A 17,363-nucleotide genomic window follows, 5' to 3' on the forward strand; every position below is an offset into this window, starting at 1 on the left:
CGCGCGCCGGGCACGCAGGTTGCGGCCCTGACGAAAAGTGATCGTTCCTGTGTCAGGCGACGGGATGACCACCCAACTCAGCCGTTGTTGTTGCTGCTGCCGCCTTGGTGCTGTTCCAGTGCGCCCAGCAGTGTGTTTGGGCCTAGATGTGTCGCGCCTTCGGCTGTCACTCGTTCTCGTAGTTCCCTGTCTGCGGTTACCACGGTTATCCGGTCTTGTGGGCGTTTTGTCCGCAGGCTCCGGACGGTGTCCACAATGGTCGAATCGCCGTCTCGGGTCGCTGATATCACTTCGACATCCGCGACCGGTTCGGTTTCCCGTGCCTGGCCTTCAACAACCAGAACTACCCGGGGCCACCACGACCATTCTCCGGTCAGCGCAAGACCTTGCCGTGGCAAACCGGCCAGCTGGTCCCGTAAGCGCCGTGCCGCACCGGGACGGTCACGCCACCAGCCGTCCGGGCGCGAGCCGACGACGTTCGCGCCGTCGACGACCAGGATCAGCTCGCGGCCCAATTCTGGCAGCAGTTCAGGCCACGCCAAGGCGAAATCCTGATGCAGTTTGTAGTCCGCGACCTCATCGACCGGCACCCACCGTAGCTCGTCGCTTTCGGCGTTCATCACGGTTGCTTCCACCGGCCGCACGGTTTGGGCGAGCAGCGTCGTGTACGTCCAGCCACCATGGTCAACGGTCCACGAAGACAAGGGTCGCACCGCGTCGCCGGGGATGTCCGCTTCCTCATCGGCTTCGCGGGTCGCGGCGGCCCAAGCGGTCTCGTCGCTGTTCACGGCACCACCCGGCAATGCCCACGTACCACCGTGGTGCGTCCACCAGGCCCGGTGCTGCAGCAACACGCCCCGCTCCGGGTCGGACAGCAGCAAACCTGCCGCCCCGAACCGTCCCCAGTGCCGATGCCCGTCCAGGCATTCGACGAACCCATCCCCGTCCGGCCTCAGCATGAGGCCCAGCTTCACACAGAAGTGGCTTCGAGAGCGAGTGCCGCAGCCCCGACCACGGCCGCATCGTCGCCGAGATGCGCGGTCCGGATCCGGGCGAGCGGCCGGTGCCGGGCACCGGTGATGGCGGCCGTGTAGTGCTCACGGGCCTCGTCCAGGAACAAAGTCGCCGAACCGGACACGCCGCCGGCGATCACCACGATCTCCGGATCGAACACGTCCGCGACCAGCGCGAGCCCCTCCCCGAGCCATTTCGCCAGCTCGGCGACCGCACGCTGGGCGATCGGATCACCATCGCGCGCCGCACCGGCGACCCGGCGGCCGGTGATCGAACCGGGATCCGCCGACATCTGGCCCGCCAGCACGGTCGACTGCCCGGGATACCGCGCGAGCAGTTCGATGGCCGTCGCCGCGAGCGCGGTGCCACTGCAGTACCGCTCCCAGCACCCGTACTTCCCGCACGGGCAGGCCCGCCCGCCCGGCACGACCGTCAAATGCCCCAGCTCCGGCGCCACCCCGTACGCGCCACGGTAGATCTCGCCGTCCAGCAACAAGCCCGCGCCGATCCCGGTGCCGATCGCGACCAGCGCGGCGACCCGCGCACCACGCGCCGCACCGAAGCGGTGCTCGCCGAGCGCGGCGGCGTTCGCATCGTGCTCCAGGGTCACCGGCAGGTCGACCCGCTTCGCGATCCGGTCCGCGACCGGCGCGGCCCGCCACGCCAGATGCGGCGCGAACATCACCGTGCGCCGGTCGTTCGCGACGAAACCCGCGACCGACAGGCCCACCGCCATCACGTCGTCATGCCGGTTGTGCAACTCGTCGATCACACCGGAAATGGCGTCCTCGAGCGCGCCCTCGTCACTCGGGGTACCGACCCTCGCGGTGTCCAAAATGGACCCCCGCGTGTCGATCACCGCCGCGCGGACGCTCGTGCCCCCGACGTCCAGGCCGATCGCACGCACTCAGGACTCCTCGCCGCGCCACTGCACCGGAATGTGCTGCACCCGCGCCGACGACGGCTCCGGCTTGGGCTGCGGCTGGAAACCCGGCATGTGAAAACCGTGCTCGGGATCCCACCGGTCGGCCAGCACCGCGCGCAGCAGCGCGACGAGCTGCCCCAGCTGCTCGACCAGCCGCGCGGCGAACTCCGGCCGTTCCCCGCGCACCACGGAAACGACCGCACACAACGGACACCAGCCGCAGTCGGGCGCGGCACGATCGGCGGAACCGTGCCCGGCGGCGACGATCCCCTCCAGCCACGGCGCGGCACGCTCGACGACCATCTCCACCAGCAGCCGGATCTCCTCGGCCAGGCTCGTGGCAGCACCGTCCGCGGTTTCCGTCATCAGGGCCTCCCGGCGTGGGTCAGGGACACGACCAGGCCGCGCGCGTCCGACGCGGCACCGGTGATGTGGTACGGCCGCAGCGCCTCCGGCAACGCGACGAGCCGGCGGAAACCGTCGACGGTGATCGCCAGGTCATCGTCCACTCTGGCCAGATCCACCGCGGCCTGCGGCCCCAGCGGCAACGCGACGCGCAGTTCGAACCCATCGTCCACTTCGGACACGGTCAGCAGCGGGGCGATGCTTTCTCCGTTGGCGGCCAACGGATCCCCCTCGCCGTACAGCTCGCGCGAGATCTCCAGCAACGCGGGCAGGCCGACCGGCTCGATGGCCCGGTGCTCCACCCGCGCGAAGTCCGCCAGACCCGAACCGGCGAGTTCCGTGAGCACCGCGTCCTGCTGGCGCCGCCGCGTCCGCAACCACGAAGCCGCCGCGCCGCGCCACACCCCGGGCGCCGGCATCAACCGGTTCACGATCACGCGATCGACCCGGATCCCGCGCAACGCGAGGGAGCTCAGCGTGCGGCGGGCCTCCGCGACGACCACCCGTTCCGGCGTCAGCACCAGCCGGACCCCGGTCGCCGCCGGGTCCGTCAGCACGCCCCGCAACGAGTCCAGATGCGAGCCCAGCCGCCGCACCGCCTCCACGGTGCCGCGCCCGCCCGCGAGCTTCAGCTGCCACATCCTGTTCAGGTACCCCGAAACGGCCTCGGGAAGCGCGAGCAGCCGCAAAGTTTCCGCGGTCGGGCCACAGTCGACGACGACGACGTCCCAGCGGCCGGACTCGGCGAGCCGCTGCACCTCGGTCAGCGCGAGCAACTCGTCCACCCCCGGGAGCACGGTCAGCTCCTCGGCATCCAGCGCGTCGATACCCGCGCCGGCCAGCGCGGACTTGAGCTTGCCGCGCAACTCCTGCCACATGCTGTCGACCAGCCCGCGCGAGTCCACCTGAGCGCCGTGCAGGCAGTGGTCCACCTCGGCGGGCTCGGCGGCCAGCCGCTTCGCGAAGGCGTCGCCGAGGGAATGCGCGGGGTCCGTCGAGACCACCAGCGTCTTGTGCCCGCGCGCGGCGAGCCCGGCCGCGGTCGCCGCCGCGAGGGTCGTCTTCCCGACGCCACCCTTGCCGGTGAACAGCAGCAGCCGCATGTCAGGCCGTGCTCTCTCCGGAGCTTTCGACCCTGCGCTTGAGCTCCTTGAGCGCCGTGTCCATCACCATCTTCTCCGCCTTGCGCCGCAGCAGGCCGATCATCGGGAGCACCAGCTCGACCGAAAGGGTGTACGTCACCTTCGTACCGCCCGACGGCGTGTCGGCCAGCGTGTAGCGGCCGTCCTGGGCCTTCTGCATCTGGCCCTTGACCAGGTGCCAGCTGACCGCGCGGCCGTCGGCGGCCCAGTCGTACTCCAGGGTGTAGACGTCCTTGATCGGGCCGGCGTCCAGGGTCAGCCGGACCTGCTTGGGGTTGCCCGCGTCGTCGCTGGCGAGCACCTCGGTCGCCTGCACCTGCTTCGCCCACTCCGGATACGACTCGAAGTCCGCGATCACCGCCATCACCCGCTCCGGCGGCGCGTCGACCTCAATGGACTGTGTGGACTCCTCGGCCATGGCGCAGAGATTACAGGGCCATCCAGGTTCTGCTCATAAGCGGCGGAGCCGCTTGCTGTGGGCCGTCCACTGGCGCCGCTGGGGGTTCTGAGGTGGCTCCTCGCGAGGACAGCGCCGACGTGGTGACTTGGCAGTCATGAGGAGGCGATCCCGGAGCGAGGGGCCGCCTCAGGTTCCGCCACCTGCACCGCCACGCAAGCCGCTCGGCACGCTTCACCAGCGCAGGATGTACGGACGCTCGGTGACCTTGAAGTGTCCCACGTTGCGGCATTCGGTCCGCCCGGCCCGCAACCGTGCCGAGAGCGGCTGGTGCACGTGGCCGAACAGCGACCACCGCGGCTGCTGGGCGGCGATCAGCCCGGCCAGCGCCGACGAGCCCATCTCGTGCCGGCGCGCGATCACGTCGTAGGTCAGCTCCGGGAACGCCGGGGGCATGTGCGAGCACAGCACCTCGACATCGGTGAGCTTGCCGACCGCTTCGTCGAACTCGTCGCGCAGGCGCAGATAAGGCCGCCACACGGGGTTCGTGCGGCGGAGTGTCGCGCCCTCCGGGAGGGTGACGCCGCCGATGAAGCCGAACCGCAGGCCACCGATCTCGACGACGTCGCCGTCCACCATCGTCACCCCGTCACCGGCGAAGGACTTCCACAGGTGCGGGGAGTCGACGTTGCCCGGCGTCGCGTAGGTCGGGGCGCTCATCGCGCCGAACAGCTTGGCGTACTGCTCGCGGATCGCCTCCTCCACCGCCGCGCCCGGGTCGTCGAGGCTGGCCCACAGGGAACGGGAGAAGGCGATGGTCTCGTCGCGGGTTCCTTCGCGGCGCAGCCGGGCGAAGGCCGAAACCTTCTCCGGGCCGAACAGCATGCCGAGGATGCCCTTGTCGTGTTCCTGGTAGTCGACGAAGTCGAGGAGGTCCCCCAGCACGACCAGCGCATCGGCACCATCCCCAGCCCGGGCCAGCGCGTCGGCGTTGCCATGCACGTCGGAGACGACATGAACCCGCATATTCCCGAGCTTATCGGCGAGTCCGGCACTGAAGACGCCGAGTTCGACACACCCGAGGCCGAGTGCTACGTCCGGGGCGGGATCCCCGGTTCGCGGCCGTCTTCCAGGATCTCCTTGAGCTCCAGCGCGATCACCTTCGCCGCGCGGGCCCGCCGGTCGAGCTCCCGGCGCAGGTCCCGGGGCCGGACCGGGCCGGCCGGAGCAGCCCGCAGGAAGTAGTGGAGCAGGGTGCCGTCGAGCATCGGCTCGAGCCACACCTCCATGGTGCCGACCAACGCGCCCTTGACCGTCCACCGGAGACCCTCGTCCCCCCGGTCGGTGTAGAGGTCGAGCCGCAGGTCAGGCCAGTATCGCCGCCACGCGGCCGGGTCGGCGAAGGCCGCCTTGACCGTGCCCGCCGGTACCGCGAGGAACGTTTCGTCGACCAGGTCGATCGCGGGCGGGGCGCCGTTCAGCGTGCTCACGGGGTCCAGAATGTCATGGTGGGACGGCCTTGGTCGTAAGGTGGTAGTGCCGCTAGGTTGACTGGCGAGTAACACGCAGACCGCGGAGGTTCACCGTGCGCGAGTACAGCGCCCCGGCCGTCAAGCCGGTAGCCGATGACGAGAACCTGAGCGACATCATGTGGGCGAACGCCGAGCGCTTCCCCGAGTCGGTCAGCTTCCGCCGCCAGTCCGGCGGGTCATGGCTCGACGTCACCGCGCGCGAGTTCGCCGGCCAGGTGCTCGCCGTGGCGAAGGGCCTGGTCGAGGCCGGTGTCGAGCGCGGCGACCGGATCGGGCTGATGTCCAAGACCCGCTACGAGTGGACGCTGATCGACTTCGCGATCTGGGCGGCCGGCGCGGTCACGGTGCCCGTCTACGAGACGTCCTCGCCGGAGCAGGTGCAGTGGATCCTGTCGGACTCCGAAGCCAAGGGCGTCTTCGTCGAGACCGACGAGCACCTGGCATCGGTGGACCAGGTCCGGAACCGGCTGGGCGCGTTGCAGTACGTCTGGCAGATCGAGGGCACACACGCGGGCGGCGCCGTCGCCGAACTGGTCGCGCTCGGGCAGCTCGTCTCGGACGACGTGGTGCACCAGCGGCGCCGCGAGGTGTCCGCCGGTGACCTGGCGTCCATCGTGTACACCTCGGGCACCACCGGCCGGCCCAAGGGTGTCGAGCTGACCCACCGCAACCTGCTGGCCGAGATCCGGTCCAACATCAACGCGTTCCCGCAGCTGATGGACTCCGGCAACTCGCTGCTGTGCTTCCTGCCGCTCGCGCACGTGTTCGCGCGCGCCATCGCCGTCACCGCCATCGCCGCGCGAGTCACCCTCGGCCACACGCCGGACGTCAAGAACCTGGTCCCCGACCTCGGCACGTTCCGGCCGACGTTCGTGGTGGCCGTGCCGCGCGTGTTCGAGAAGGTCTACAACTCGGCGAAGCAGAGGGCGCACAGCGAGGGCAAGGGCAAGATCTTCGACCTCGCCGAGTCGGTCGCTGTGCAGTACAGCGAGGCCACGGACACCGGCGGCGCGGGGCTCTTGCTCAAGGCACAGCACTTCGTGTTCGACAAGCTCGTGTACTCGAAGCTGCGCGCCGCACTGGGCGGCCGGTGTATCGCCGCGGTGTCCGGCGGCGCGCCGCTCGGGCCGCGGCTGGCGCATTTCTTCCGCGGCATCGGGGTTCCGGTGTTCGAGGGCTACGGGCTGACCGAGACCACCGCCGCGTCGAACGTGAACACGCAGACGGCGTTCCGGGTGGGCACGGTCGGGCGGCCCATCGCGGGCACGTCGGTGCGCATCGCGGACGACGGCGAGGTCCTACTCAAGGGCGACGTGGTGTTCCGCCAGTACTTCAACAACGAGCAGGCGACGAAGGAGGCGCTGGACGAGGGCTGGTTCCACACCGGCGACGTCGGCCAGCTCGACGCGGACGGGTTCCTCAAGATCACCGGGCGCAAGAAGGAAATCATCGTGACGGCGGGCGGCAAGAACGTCGCCCCGTCCGGCCTCGAAGACACGATCCGGGCGAACCCGCTGGTCAGCCAGGCGATGGTGGTCGGCGACCGGCGGCCGTTCATCGGTGCGCTGGTCACGATCGACGAGGAGTTCTTCCCGGCGTGGAAGGCCCAGCACGGCAAGCCCGAATCGGCGACGGTGGCCGACCTGCGGGCCGACGCGGACCTGCAGGCCGAGATCCAGGCGGCGGTCGACGAGGCGAACAAGCAGGTCTCACACGCGGAGTCGATCAAGAAGTTCGTGGTGCTGACAAAGGACTTCACCGAGGCAACAGGCGAGATCACCCCGAGCCTGAAGCTGAAGCGCAACGTGGTGACCAAGAACTACGCGGACACCATCGAATCCCTGTACCAAACCCAACGCTGAGCCTCACTCGGCGTCGGCGCGCTTCCGCACGGCGATCGGTGCGCGCCCGCGCGCCGACGCCGAGAACCGCCGGACCTGCAGGATGCTGAGGCGCTCGAGTTCGTCGCGCAGCCCGGCGAGCAACTCGTCGGCGTCCTCCTGACTGAGCGTCCCGGCGAGCACCAGTTCGCGGGCGTGCAGGCGCACTTCGTGCAGGCTGAACGGCCGCTCGTCCCGCTGCGCGAGCCGCTCGGCAATGGCCTGCCGCAGGTGGGTTCTCCCGTCCATGACGCCTAGTGTGGCGCCTCAGAGCGCGGTCATGCTCGCGATTTTCCAGGTCCCGTCGACCTTTCGCGCCGTCACTGACAGCGCGGCCGAGGCGGATGACTGCTGGTTCGACGTCGTGGTCAGGGTTTGCTGGTCGACGAACACGAGGAGCTTCGCGGAGTCGCCGTCGAGGTTCGCTACCGCGATCGAGTTGATCGTCGTGGTGCGGACGAGTTTCTGGTCCACCGCCTGCTGTTTCGCTGAAGCGTAGCCCGCCTCGTACTGGCCGACCGCTTCATCCACCAGCATGCTCGCCGCGGCGCGCTCGGTGCGGGCCAGGTTGTCGTAGTCGTACGAAAAGATCGCCTTCAGGTCCCCGCCGACCTGGTCCGCGACCTGCGTGGTCGCCGCGGTGTCGGCGACCGCCCGGTTCCCGCCGTGCACAGCGCCCGCCCGCAGGCCCGCGAACACCGCGAAACCCGCCATCAGCACGACCACCGCCATCAACGCCGCCATCACCGTCGCGCGCCGGTCGAGCCGGGAAGCAGCGGGCTCCTCCACACGCGGCCGTGGCGAAGGACGCGGCGAGGGCGAAGGACGGACGATGCCGTGCCGCCCGGTCACGACGCCGCCTGCACGGAGTCGACCTTCCAGCCGCCATCGGTCCGCGTCAGCGAGGCGTTGAGCCGCGTCCGTGACGGCACCGACGGCGCGCCGTTCGTGCTCAGCTGCACATCCAGCACCGCGAGCACCCGCGCCGTCCCGGCGGCCGGGTCCAGCTCGGCCACCGCGGCCTGGTTCACCTCCGCCGCCGCGACCGTCTTGCTGGCCGTCGTGCGGTCGAGCTGCAACTGCCGGTCACCGCTGAGCGTCTTGCCCAGCTCCCCGGTCGTCACCTGGATCCACCGGTCCACCGCCGGCCCGGGATCGTGGTAGTCGACCGTGTTCAACGTCGTCAGCGCGTCATCGGCGGCCGACAGCACGGCATCCCGGTCGTGCGCGCGCATCGCGGCCTCGTCGTGCGCGGCACTCCACCACGACCAGCCGGACCACGCCGCGACCAGCACAGACACGGCGGCCAAGGCACCCAGGGCCACCATTCCCGGAGACTTCATCACGGCAATCCCAGCAGCTGCCCGATTCCCGTCGCATCCGGCCCCCGCACAAAGCCGAGCAGACCGGGCAACTGCGACTGCTGTGGTTGCTGCGACGACGACGGTGCGGGCTGGGACTGCGCGGGCGTGACGGGCTTGCCGCCGTAGGGCGAGTTCTGCGCGCCACGCACGTCGGTCGGGCTGCCGGGCGGTTCGGCGCAGTACGCCTGCGTGTTCGCGGGCTGGTCGCTCGTGTCGTTCGCCGGGCGCTGCTTGGTCGTCTCGTAGCCCTTGGTGCACGAGTGCGGGTCGAAGAAGTTGAGCACCAGCCCCAGATGCCCCTCACCGTTCGACGTGACCGACCGCGTGAACGCCGAAACCACCGGCAGCGCGACCAACTCCTCCTCGATCGCGTCGGTGCGCACCGCGGTGATCTGCACCGTCGTCAGCAGGTTCGCGATCAGCACCCCGAGATCGGTACCCGACACCGCCAGGATGTTGTCCACGTCGTTCGCCAGCTGCGGGGTTTCGTCGATCACCTTGCGCAGATCCGGGTCCGAGGTCTTGAGCTGGTCCGCGATCCGGCGCAGCCCCGTCGCGAGCGACGTGATGTTCTGCGCCTGGCGTTCCTGCGTGGCCAGCACGGTGTGCCCGTCGGAGAGCAGTTTCGTCGTCTGCGGCAGGTTTTCGGTCGCGGTCGAGGTGAACGAGCCCGCCGTGTCGAGCAGCTGTTGAAGGTCTGGACCAGTACCGGCGAACGCGTTGTACGTCTCGTCGACGACCGTCCGCAGCGACGAAGGGTCCACACTGGACGCGAACTTGTCCAGGTTCGCCAGCACGGTGTCCGGCGAGATCGGCAGCGCGGTCTTGTCCCGCTGGATGACCGACCCGTTGTGCAGGTACGGCCCGGAATCGTGGCTGGGCCGCAGGTCCACGTACTGCTCGCCGACGGCGGACCGGTCCGCGACGACGGCCTGCGTGTCGGCCGGAATGTCCGGCGAGCCCGAGTCGATGTCCAGGTCCACCGCGACGCCCTGCGCGTCGACCCGCATCCCGGTGACCCGGCCGACCGCCACGCCGCGGTAGGTGACCTCGGCGCCCGAGAAGATGCCACCCGAGTCGGCCAGTTCGGCCGTCACGACGTACCCGCGTGGTCCGAACAACCGGTCGAGCCCCGCGTACTTCACGCCCGCGTAGCCGACCGAAAGTACCGCGATGAGGCCGAAAGCCAGCAGTTTGACCCAGTGCCGCCGGGTGAACATCAGTGCCCACCTCCCAGCAACGTGCCCAGCAAATCGCCCAAGACGCCGCCGTTCGGCTGCGGGGGCGCCGCGGGCTGCTGTGGCAACGGAAGCGGCGGCGCGGACCCACCGCCCAGCTGGATGGTCCCGGCCGGCGTGGAAACCTGTACCCGGCCGGCATTGGTGACGTTCTGGAAGATCTCGCTGAGGTCCAGGTCGAGCCGCGCCCGCACGTTCGCGTAGTCGCCCTTGACCACGTCACCGGCGACGTCCGGCAGCGGATAGGTGGGCAGGATCTTCAGTGCGGTGGGCAGGTTGTTGCCTGCCTCGGCAAGCTTCTGCAAGGTGGGAGTAAGCGCTTTCAGGTTGTCGATCAGCTGGTCCCTGCTCTTGTTCACGGTGTCGACCGCGACCCCCGACAGCCTGTCGAGCGACTGCAGCATGCCGACCAGCTCGTCCCGCTGCTCGTTGACGACCTGCAGCCCGGGCGCCAGGTTGTCGAGCGCGTTGGTCAGGTTCGCGGTCTGGTCGTTCAGCGTGCTGGACAACCGGTTCAGCCCGTCGATGGCGCGGATGATGTCGCTCTTCTGGCCGTCCAGTTCGGTCGCCAGCTGGTCCACTCTGGACAGTAGCGCGCGGATCTCCGCCTCGTTGCCGGTCAGCGCCTTGTTCAGCTCACGCGTGATGTCGGCGAGCTGGTTGATGCCACCACCGTTGAGCAGCAGCGAAAGCGCGCCCAGGACCTCTTCGACCTCCGGGTTGCGGTTGGTGCGGGACAACGGGATCGTCGCGCCGTTGGTGAGCGTGCCGGTGGCGCCCTCGTTCGGCTGACGCAGCTCGACGAACTTCTCCCCCAGCAGGCTCGACTGCCGCAGATCCGCGTAGGAATTAGCGGGCAGATGCACGTCTCCGTTGACCCGCATGGTCACCAGCGCCGAACGCGTGTCCGGCGCCAGTTCGATCTTGTCCACCCGGCCGACCGCCACGTCATTGACCTTCACACTCGCCTGCGGCACCAGGTCGAGCACGTCCGAGAACTGCCCGACGACCTGGTACGGATGATCGCCGAGGTCCGCACCACCGGGCAGCGGCGTGCTGTAGAGGCCCGAAAATCCCCCGGTGCCACAGCCACTGAGCAGCAACAGCACGACCAGGACAGGCAGAAAACGCTTCACGAGCCACCGTCCGGGACCGAGACGAGCGGCAGCAACGGCAGTGGCGGGATCTTGCCCGCGTTCATCTCCTCCATCAGCTGCGGGATCGACGGCAGCTTCGCGATGCCGTCGACCACCGGCTGGAGCACGTTGCAGAGATTTCCGACCACGTCGGGCAGCCTGACCGGGGTCGACGCCTTGAGCACCCGGCACAGCGTGACCACCAGCGGGTTGGTGAACTCGTTGGCGTTGTAGCGGATCGCGATGCTGCCGGACGCAGCGTCGTAGGAGTTGATGAAGTTCGTCAAGCCCGTCGGTCCGACGTCGAGCACCTCGGCGAGCGCCGACCGCTGGTCCACCAGGACCTTGCTCACACTGGCCAGCTTGTCCACATTGGACGTCAGCAGATCGCGGTTCTCCTCGACGAACTGCTGCACTTCGCCGAGCGACGTGGCGAGCGAAGAAAGCGCTTTCCCGACGTCATCGGAGTCGTCGGCGAGGAAGCCGGTCACGTCCGCCACGCGCGTGTAGAACTGGTTGAGCTCGTTGTCGCTGTCGGCCAGTGCCGTGGTGAACGACTGGAGATTCCGCACCGTGGCGAACAGATCGCCTTTCGAATTGTCGAGCGTGCGGGAAAGGTCGGCCAGCTGCGTGACGGTGTCGTTGATGTTCTTGCCGTTGCCGTCGAGATTCTTTGCGGCGGTATCGAGCAGATCGGACAGTGCGCCGTTGGCGTTGGCGCCGTTCGGGCCGAGGCTCGTGGACAACTTGTCGAGGCTGCCGTACAGGTCGTCGATCTCCATCGGCGTCGCCGTGTGGTCCTTCGGGATCACCGTGCCCGAGGCGAGCACCGGCCCGCTGTCATACGCCGGGGTCAGCTGCACGTACCGGTCGCTGACCAGCGACGGTGCGACCACGACGGCACCGGCGTCGGCGGGGATCTGGACGCCCGGATCGACCCGCATGTCCACGCGGACCGCGTCGCCCTGCGGCGTCACGTCGGTGATCTCGCCGACCTGGATGCCCAGCACCCGCACCGAGGATCCCGCATACAGCCCGACGGTCTTGTCGAACATCGCGGAAACCCTGGTGCCGCCGGTGTCGCGGAACACCAGCCACACCCCGGCGACCAGCAGGAGCGCGACGACGCAGCCGGTCGCGATGTACCGATACGCCGACCGGCCCGCCTGCGTGTCAACCGTCATCGTCCGCTCACCCCCTGATCCGGCGCGGAAATCGGCGGGGTGCAGCCCTCCGGGTTGACCGACAGCCCGCCGGCCTTGATCACCGGCGGGAACAGGCCGCAGATATAGCCCTCGAACCAGCGCCCGTTACCGGTCGCGTTGGCGCCGATCCGGGAGAACGGTGCGAGCAGCGCGAGGCTCCGGCCGAGGTTGTCCTGATTACGCTGCAGGATGTCCGTGACGTCGCCGAGCTTCTGCAGCGTCGGCCGCAGCTGGGCCCGGTTGTCCGCGACCAATCCGCTGAGCTGAGCCGAAAGATCCTGGGTTCCCTTGAGCAGCGCGCTGATCGCGTCCCGGCGTTGCTGCAGTTCGGTCAGCAGCAGGTTCCCGTCGTTGATCACGGCCTGCAGCTGGGCGTTGCGGTCGGAAAGCGTTTTCGACACCTGACTCGTGTTGCTCAGCAGGTTCGCCAGTTCCTGGTCCCGTGAGGACACCGTTTTCGACAGCGCGGACAACCCGTTCAGCGTGTCCTGCAAGGGTTTCGGGGTGTCCTTCAGCGCTTGTGACACCGAGTCGAAGCTCTGTGCCAGTTGCTGGGTGTTGATGTCGCCCACCGTCTGCGACAGCTGCTGGAACGCGTCCTGCAGCTGGAACGGCGTCGTGGTGCGCTCGACGGGGATCGGCTCGTCCGGGTCCTGCGCCCGGCCGCCTTTCGGTTGCAGCGCAAGGTACTTGTCGCCGAGCAGGGTCTTGATCTCGATGGACGCGGTGGTGGCGTCGCCGACCTTCGTGTCCGAGATCTTGAACTTCACCAGCACCTTCTTGCCGGCCAGCGACACCGAGCTGACCTGCCCGACCTTGACGCCCGCGACCTGCACCTCGTTGTCCGGCACCAGCCCGCCGGACTCCGCGAAGTACGCCTCGTACGTGGTTCCCGTGCTGAGTAAGGGAAGTTCGTCGGAGAAATAGGAGACGACGGTGACCAGCACGATGAGCACGAGCGCGACCGCGCCGACGGCGGCCTGGTTGCGATCGCGGAGACGTTTCCCGGTGCCGTTCACGATGGCTTGCACCTCTCCGGCGTCTCGGTGCCCGGAATGGGCAGCAGCGGCAGGGTGATGTTGAGCTGGGAGATGCCGATCGTGCCGGACAGGCCGCAGAGGTAGTAGTTGTACCAGCCGCCGTAGCTCAGTGTCCGGGTGAACTTGTCGAGGTTGCCCGGCAGCTTCTTCAGCAGTTCGTCCAGTAGCGACCCGGAATCCGACAGGGTGTTCGACAGCACGCCCAGGTTCGCGATGTCGTCCTTGAGCGGCGGCCGCGCGTCCTGCAGCAGGCCCGCGGTGACATCCGTGAGGCTCGCCAGCGCGGACACCGCGTCACCGATCGGTTTTCGTTGCTGGGCAAGGCCGGTGACGAGCTGCTGGGTCTGGTCGATGAGGTTCCCGAGCGCGGGCCCGCGCTGGTTGACCGTCGCCAGCACGGTGTTGAGGTTGTCGATGACCTGGCCGATCACCTTGTCCTTGTCGGCGATCGCCGAGGTGACCGACGCGGTGTGGGTCAGCAGGCTCTCGATCGTGCCGCCCTCGCCCTGGAACACCTGGATGATCTCGTAGGACAGCTGGTTGACCTGCTGCGGGTCCAGCGCCTGGAACAGTGGCTTGAACCCGTTGAACAGCACGGTCAGGTTCAGCGCGGGCTGGGTCCGGTCCGGCGGGATGAGGCCGCCGGACGGCAGTTCGCCACCACCGTCCACTGTGGTCCCGAGCGACAGGTAGCGCTGGCCGACCAGGTTGCGGTACTTGACTATCGCGGTCACGGCGGCGGGCAGCTTGTACGCGGAAGAGATCGAGAAGTGCACGTCGGCGAGATTGCGGCCGTCTTCCTCGACCACGTTGATCTTGTCGACCTGACCGACCTTGACGCCGACGATGCGCACATCGTCGCCCTCGTGCAGGCCGGACGCGTCGGTGAACCGGGCGGTGTAGCCGGACGTGACACCGAAGTTGGTGTTGGCGATGGTGGCGCCCAAGATCCCGGTGAGCAGCACGGTGACCACGGCGAAGATCACGATCTTGATCAGAGGTGCGACGAAATTCCTCACTGGACATCCACCTCCGCCCCACGGTAGAGCGGACCGACGAGCAGGCTCGCCCAGTCCGGTACCTGGTCGGGCGTGGTGTCGAGTTCCTGCGAGACAAGCGCCCCGATCAGACTCTGCTCGGCGGGCGAGTTCGCGACCGAACCGGCTGTGGTGCCGGAGCCGCCGGCGATGATCCCGTTGCTGGGCAACGGAGTGTTCTCTCCGGGCGGCACCGCCGGATGAGACGAGCCGTCCTGGACCGGACCGCCCGGCGGGTATTGCGGCCACCGGCCCGGCGGCACGACCTGCGGGTAGCAGCGCGGACCGCGCTTGTCGGTGTACTTCGGCTCGTCCACACCGGGCAGGTACTTGGTGCGGTCGGCGATGAACCGGATCGTCACGTGGTTCATCTGGTCCGTGCCGTAGCCGAAAGCTTCGTACGCGCGCGGTACCGAGTCGGCGAACTGCTGCAGCATGCACGGGTACTCGGGCGCGTACTTCGCGAGCACATCCAAAGTGGACTGAGAGGTCGCGGTCAGCCGGATGATGTTATTTTCGTTGACCTTCAGGAAGCTCGTCAGGTCGGTCGACACGTTCGTCACCGACGAGAACACCTGCGCGAGCTGCTGTTGCTTGTCCACCAGCGTCTTGCTCGTGGTGGTCAGGTCGGAAAGCGCTTGCAGGAAGTCCGGCGCGGCCCGGTTGTAGACGTCGGTGACATTGGCGAAGCTCGTGATGTCCGCCTTGATGTCGGGCAACGAAGGATTGAGCCGCGCGAGGTAATCCGAAAGCTGATCGAGCGTCTGGCCGAGCTGCTGCCCCCGGCCGTCCAGTGCGGTCGAAACAGCACTCAGCGTCGCCGAAAGCTTCTGTGGCTGGACGGCCTGCAGCAACGGCATCACGTCGTCGAGCACCCGCTCCAGCTCGATCGCGGAGCTCGACCGGTCCTGCGGGATCACGTCACCGGCCGCGATATGCCGCGGCGACGGGCTGGCAGGTATCTGCAGCGCGACATACCGTTCGCCGAACAGGGTTTTCGGCAGCAGCCGCGCGGAGACGTTGGCCGGGATCTGGCCAATCTTCGACGGGTCCAGCGCCAGCTCGATCGCCGCGTGGTCGCCGAGCGCGCTGACCGACCGGACCTCGCCGACCGGCACCCCGCGGATCTTGACGTCCGACCCGGTGCCGAGCTGGTTGCCGACATGGTCGGTTTCCAGCCGTACCAGGGAAACCGGGGTGAACTCCTTCTTGTAGATCGCGACCGTGGTGACGAAGAACAGCGCGCACACCACGATGAAGATCAGGCCCAGCACCTGATGCCACAACCGGCGGCGCAGGATCGAGGAGTTCATCCCGAGATCCTGACCGTCGTGGTGGCGCCCCAGATCGCGAGGCTCAGGAAGAAGTCGAGCAGCGAGATCAGCACGATCGACGTGCGCACCGCCCGGCCCACCGCGACACCGACCCCGGCCGGCCCGCCTTTCGCCGTATAGCCGTAATAACAATGGGAGAGGATCACGATCACACTGAAGAAGATCACCTTCATGAACGACCAGAGCACGTCTTCCGGTGGCAGGAACAGATTGAAGTAATGGTCGTACGTGCCCGCGGACTGCCCGTACAGCCACACCGTGATCTGCCGGGCCGCCAAATAGGACGAAAGCAATCCCACCGCGTACAACGGGATCACCGCGGCGATCCCCGCGAGCACCCGGGTCGTCACGAGATACGGCATGCTCGGCACGGCCATCACCTCGAGCGCGTCGATCTCCTCCGAGATCCGCATCGCGCCCAGCTGCGCGGTGAAACCGCAGCCGACCGTCGCCGAGAGCGCGAGCCCCGCCGCGAGCGGCGCCACCTCGCGAGTGTTGAAGTAGGCGGAGATGAACCCGGTCAGCGCGGCGGTACCCAGCTGGTTCAGCGCGGCGTAGCCCTGCATACCGACGATCAGGCCGGTGAACATCGTCATGCCGATCATCACACCGAGGGTCCCGCCGATCACCGCGAGACCGCCGGTGCCGAAGCACACCTCGGTCAGCAGCCGCAGCGTTTCCTTGGTGTAGCGGCGAAGCGTGCGCGGCGACCAGGCCAGCGCCCGGGCATAGAAGGAAAGCTGCTCACCGAAGCCCTCGAAGATCGCGCCGGGCCGGGCGATCAGCTCCAGCCGCCGCTCCGACCGGTCGTCGACCTCGATCTGGACCGCCATCACAGCGCCTTCGGCGGGATGACCCGCAGGTAGATCGCGGTCAGCACCACGTTGATCAGGAACAGCAGCAGGAAGGTGATCACGACGGCCTGGTTCACCGCGTCGCCGACGCCTTTCGGCCCGCCGGCCGGGTTCAGCCCGCGGTACGCGGCGACCACGCCGGCGACGAACCCGTACAGCACCGCCTTGATCTCGCTGATGTAGAGGTCCGGCAGTTGCGCGAGCGCGTTGAAGCTCGCCAGGTACGCGCCCGGGGTGCCGCCCTGCATGATGACGTTGAAGAAGTACCCGCCGAGCACGCCGACCACGCTGACCAGGCCGTTGAGCAGCACCGACACAACCATCGCGGCAAGCACCCGCGGCACGATCAACCGCTGGATCGGGTTGACGCCGAGCACCTCCATGGCGTCGATCTCTTCGCGGATCTTGCGCGCCCCGATGTCCGCGCAGACCGCGCTGCCGCCCGCGCCGGCCACGAGCAGCGCGGTGATCAGCGGGGAGGCCTGCTGCACGATCGCGAGCGCGCTCGCCGCCCCGGTGAACGACTGGGCGCCGATCTGCTCGGTGAGCGAGCCGAGCTGCAACGCGATCACCGCGCCGAACGGGATCGCGACGAGCGCGGTCGGCAGGATCGTGACGCTGGCGAAGAACCAGCACTGCTGGATCCACTCGCGGAACTGGAACGGCCGGCGCGGGATCGCGAGGAGGACCTCCCAGGCGAGCGTGGACAGCTTGCCGACCTGCGCGAGCGCGGCGGTTCCCGGAACGTTCACCGTGCCACTGCGCGAACCCATCACACCTCCGCCGACCCGTGCCTCGTTGCCTGAGTCTTGCTCACCATGTGTGCCCGCTGTTTGTTAGCGGTGTTCACATGATCCTGT

The 17,363-nt window shown here is 68.3% G+C and carries 19 protein-coding genes; 1 reads left to right on the forward strand and 18 read right to left on the reverse strand.

The features are described from left to right. Positions 1–77 precede the first annotated feature (77 nt). The 7 genes from LOZ83_RS03145 to LOZ83_RS03175 all read right to left on the reverse strand — a co-directional run bounded on the left by LOZ83_RS03145 (position 78) and on the right by LOZ83_RS03175 (position 5,364). Positions 78–959, reverse strand: coding sequence for an NYN domain-containing protein (locus LOZ83_RS03145; RefSeq protein WP_236788586.1), 882 nt, complete (start codon positions 957–959; stop codon positions 78–80). Between the two features lie 11 nt (positions 960–970). Then, entirely contained in the window at positions 971–1,906 is a 936-nt protein-coding gene (locus tag LOZ83_RS03150; protein ID WP_236789418.1) for an ROK family protein, read from the reverse strand. Positions 1,907–1,921: 15 nt separating this feature from the next. Continuing rightward, the gene (locus tag LOZ83_RS03155; protein ID WP_236788587.1) at positions 1,922–2,305 is read right to left on the reverse strand and encodes a hypothetical protein; all 384 of its coding nucleotides are present in this window, start codon (positions 2,303–2,305) and stop codon (positions 1,922–1,924) included. After that, a complete protein-coding gene (locus LOZ83_RS03160) occupies positions 2,305–3,447 on the reverse strand; it encodes an ArsA family ATPase (protein ID WP_236788589.1) in 1,143 nt (380 codons plus the stop codon). The genes LOZ83_RS03155 and LOZ83_RS03160 overlap by 1 nt, the downstream gene beginning before the upstream one ends. Position 3,448: 1 nt before the next feature. Further along, positions 3,449–3,904: an SRPBCC family protein gene (locus LOZ83_RS03165; protein ID WP_236788590.1), complete on the reverse strand. Its 456-nt coding sequence runs from the start codon at positions 3,902–3,904 to the stop codon at positions 3,449–3,451. Between the two features lie 213 nt (positions 3,905–4,117). Further along, positions 4,118–4,909, reverse strand: a complete 792-nt coding sequence (locus LOZ83_RS03170; RefSeq protein WP_236788591.1) for a metallophosphoesterase — start codon at positions 4,907–4,909, stop codon at positions 4,118–4,120. Positions 4,910–4,974: 65 nt separating this feature from the next. Further along, positions 4,975–5,364: a polyketide cyclase / dehydrase and lipid transport gene (locus tag LOZ83_RS03175; RefSeq protein WP_236789419.1), complete on the reverse strand. Its 390-nt coding sequence runs from the start codon at positions 5,362–5,364 to the stop codon at positions 4,975–4,977. A gap of 104 nt (positions 5,365–5,468) precedes the next feature. Between LOZ83_RS03175 and LOZ83_RS03180 the strand changes: the two genes are divergently transcribed. Then, on the forward strand, positions 5,469–7,277 hold the full coding sequence (locus LOZ83_RS03180; protein ID WP_236788592.1) for a long-chain fatty acid--CoA ligase: 1,809 nt from the start codon (positions 5,469–5,471) through the stop codon (positions 7,275–7,277). 3 nt (positions 7,278–7,280) lie between these two features. On the opposite strand, the gene LOZ83_RS03185 is transcribed toward LOZ83_RS03180, so the two are convergent. The 11 genes from LOZ83_RS03185 to LOZ83_RS03235 are packed head-to-tail and all read right to left on the reverse strand — an operon-like array spanning position 7,281 to position 17,276. Next, positions 7,281–7,544 (reverse strand): hypothetical protein, encoded by a 264-nt coding sequence (locus LOZ83_RS03185; protein ID WP_236788597.1) that lies wholly within the window; start codon positions 7,542–7,544, stop codon positions 7,281–7,283. An 18-nt stretch (positions 7,545–7,562) separates the two neighbouring features. Further along, positions 7,563–8,084 (reverse strand): hypothetical protein, encoded by a 522-nt coding sequence (locus LOZ83_RS03190; RefSeq protein ID WP_236788599.1) that lies wholly within the window; start codon positions 8,082–8,084, stop codon positions 7,563–7,565. 59 nt (positions 8,085–8,143) lie between these two features. Then, entirely contained in the window at positions 8,144–8,638 is a 495-nt protein-coding gene (locus LOZ83_RS03195) for a hypothetical protein (protein WP_236788606.1), read from the reverse strand. Then, positions 8,638–9,879 carry an MCE family protein gene (locus LOZ83_RS03200; RefSeq protein ID WP_236788608.1) on the reverse strand — a complete coding sequence of 414 codons (1,242 nt, stop codon included), beginning with the start codon at positions 9,877–9,879 and terminating at the stop codon, positions 8,638–8,640. The genes LOZ83_RS03195 and LOZ83_RS03200 overlap by 1 nt, the downstream gene beginning before the upstream one ends. After that, positions 9,879–11,033: an MCE family protein gene (locus tag LOZ83_RS03205; RefSeq protein ID WP_236788610.1), complete on the reverse strand. Its 1,155-nt coding sequence runs from the start codon at positions 11,031–11,033 to the stop codon at positions 9,879–9,881. The genes LOZ83_RS03200 and LOZ83_RS03205 overlap by 1 nt, the downstream gene beginning before the upstream one ends. Then, positions 11,030–12,217, reverse strand: a complete 1,188-nt coding sequence (locus tag LOZ83_RS03210; RefSeq protein ID WP_236788611.1) for an MCE family protein — start codon at positions 12,215–12,217, stop codon at positions 11,030–11,032. The genes LOZ83_RS03205 and LOZ83_RS03210 overlap by 4 nt, the downstream gene beginning before the upstream one ends. Beyond that, the gene (locus tag LOZ83_RS03215) at positions 12,214–13,257 is read right to left on the reverse strand and encodes an MCE family protein (protein ID WP_236788612.1); all 1,044 of its coding nucleotides are present in this window, start codon (positions 13,255–13,257) and stop codon (positions 12,214–12,216) included. Before LOZ83_RS03215 ends, LOZ83_RS03210 begins: the two co-directional genes overlap by 4 nt. Further along, on the reverse strand, positions 13,254–14,297 hold the full coding sequence (locus LOZ83_RS03220; protein ID WP_236788613.1) for an MCE family protein: 1,044 nt from the start codon (positions 14,295–14,297) through the stop codon (positions 13,254–13,256). The genes LOZ83_RS03215 and LOZ83_RS03220 overlap by 4 nt, the downstream gene beginning before the upstream one ends. Continuing rightward, positions 14,294–15,628, reverse strand: coding sequence for an MCE family protein (locus LOZ83_RS03225; protein ID WP_236788614.1), 1,335 nt, complete (start codon positions 15,626–15,628; stop codon positions 14,294–14,296). The genes LOZ83_RS03220 and LOZ83_RS03225 overlap by 4 nt, the downstream gene beginning before the upstream one ends. After that, positions 15,625–16,482 (reverse strand): ABC transporter permease, encoded by an 858-nt coding sequence (locus tag LOZ83_RS03230; RefSeq protein WP_236788617.1) that lies wholly within the window; start codon positions 16,480–16,482, stop codon positions 15,625–15,627. The genes LOZ83_RS03225 and LOZ83_RS03230 overlap by 4 nt, the downstream gene beginning before the upstream one ends. Further along, positions 16,482–17,276: an ABC transporter permease gene (locus LOZ83_RS03235; RefSeq protein WP_236788618.1), complete on the reverse strand. Its 795-nt coding sequence runs from the start codon at positions 17,274–17,276 to the stop codon at positions 16,482–16,484. The genes LOZ83_RS03230 and LOZ83_RS03235 overlap by 1 nt, the downstream gene beginning before the upstream one ends. Positions 17,277–17,363 lie beyond the last annotated feature (87 nt).

The organism is Amycolatopsis sp. GM8, assembly GCF_021653975.1.
GTDB lineage: Bacteria > Actinomycetota > Actinomycetes > Mycobacteriales > Pseudonocardiaceae > Amycolatopsis_E.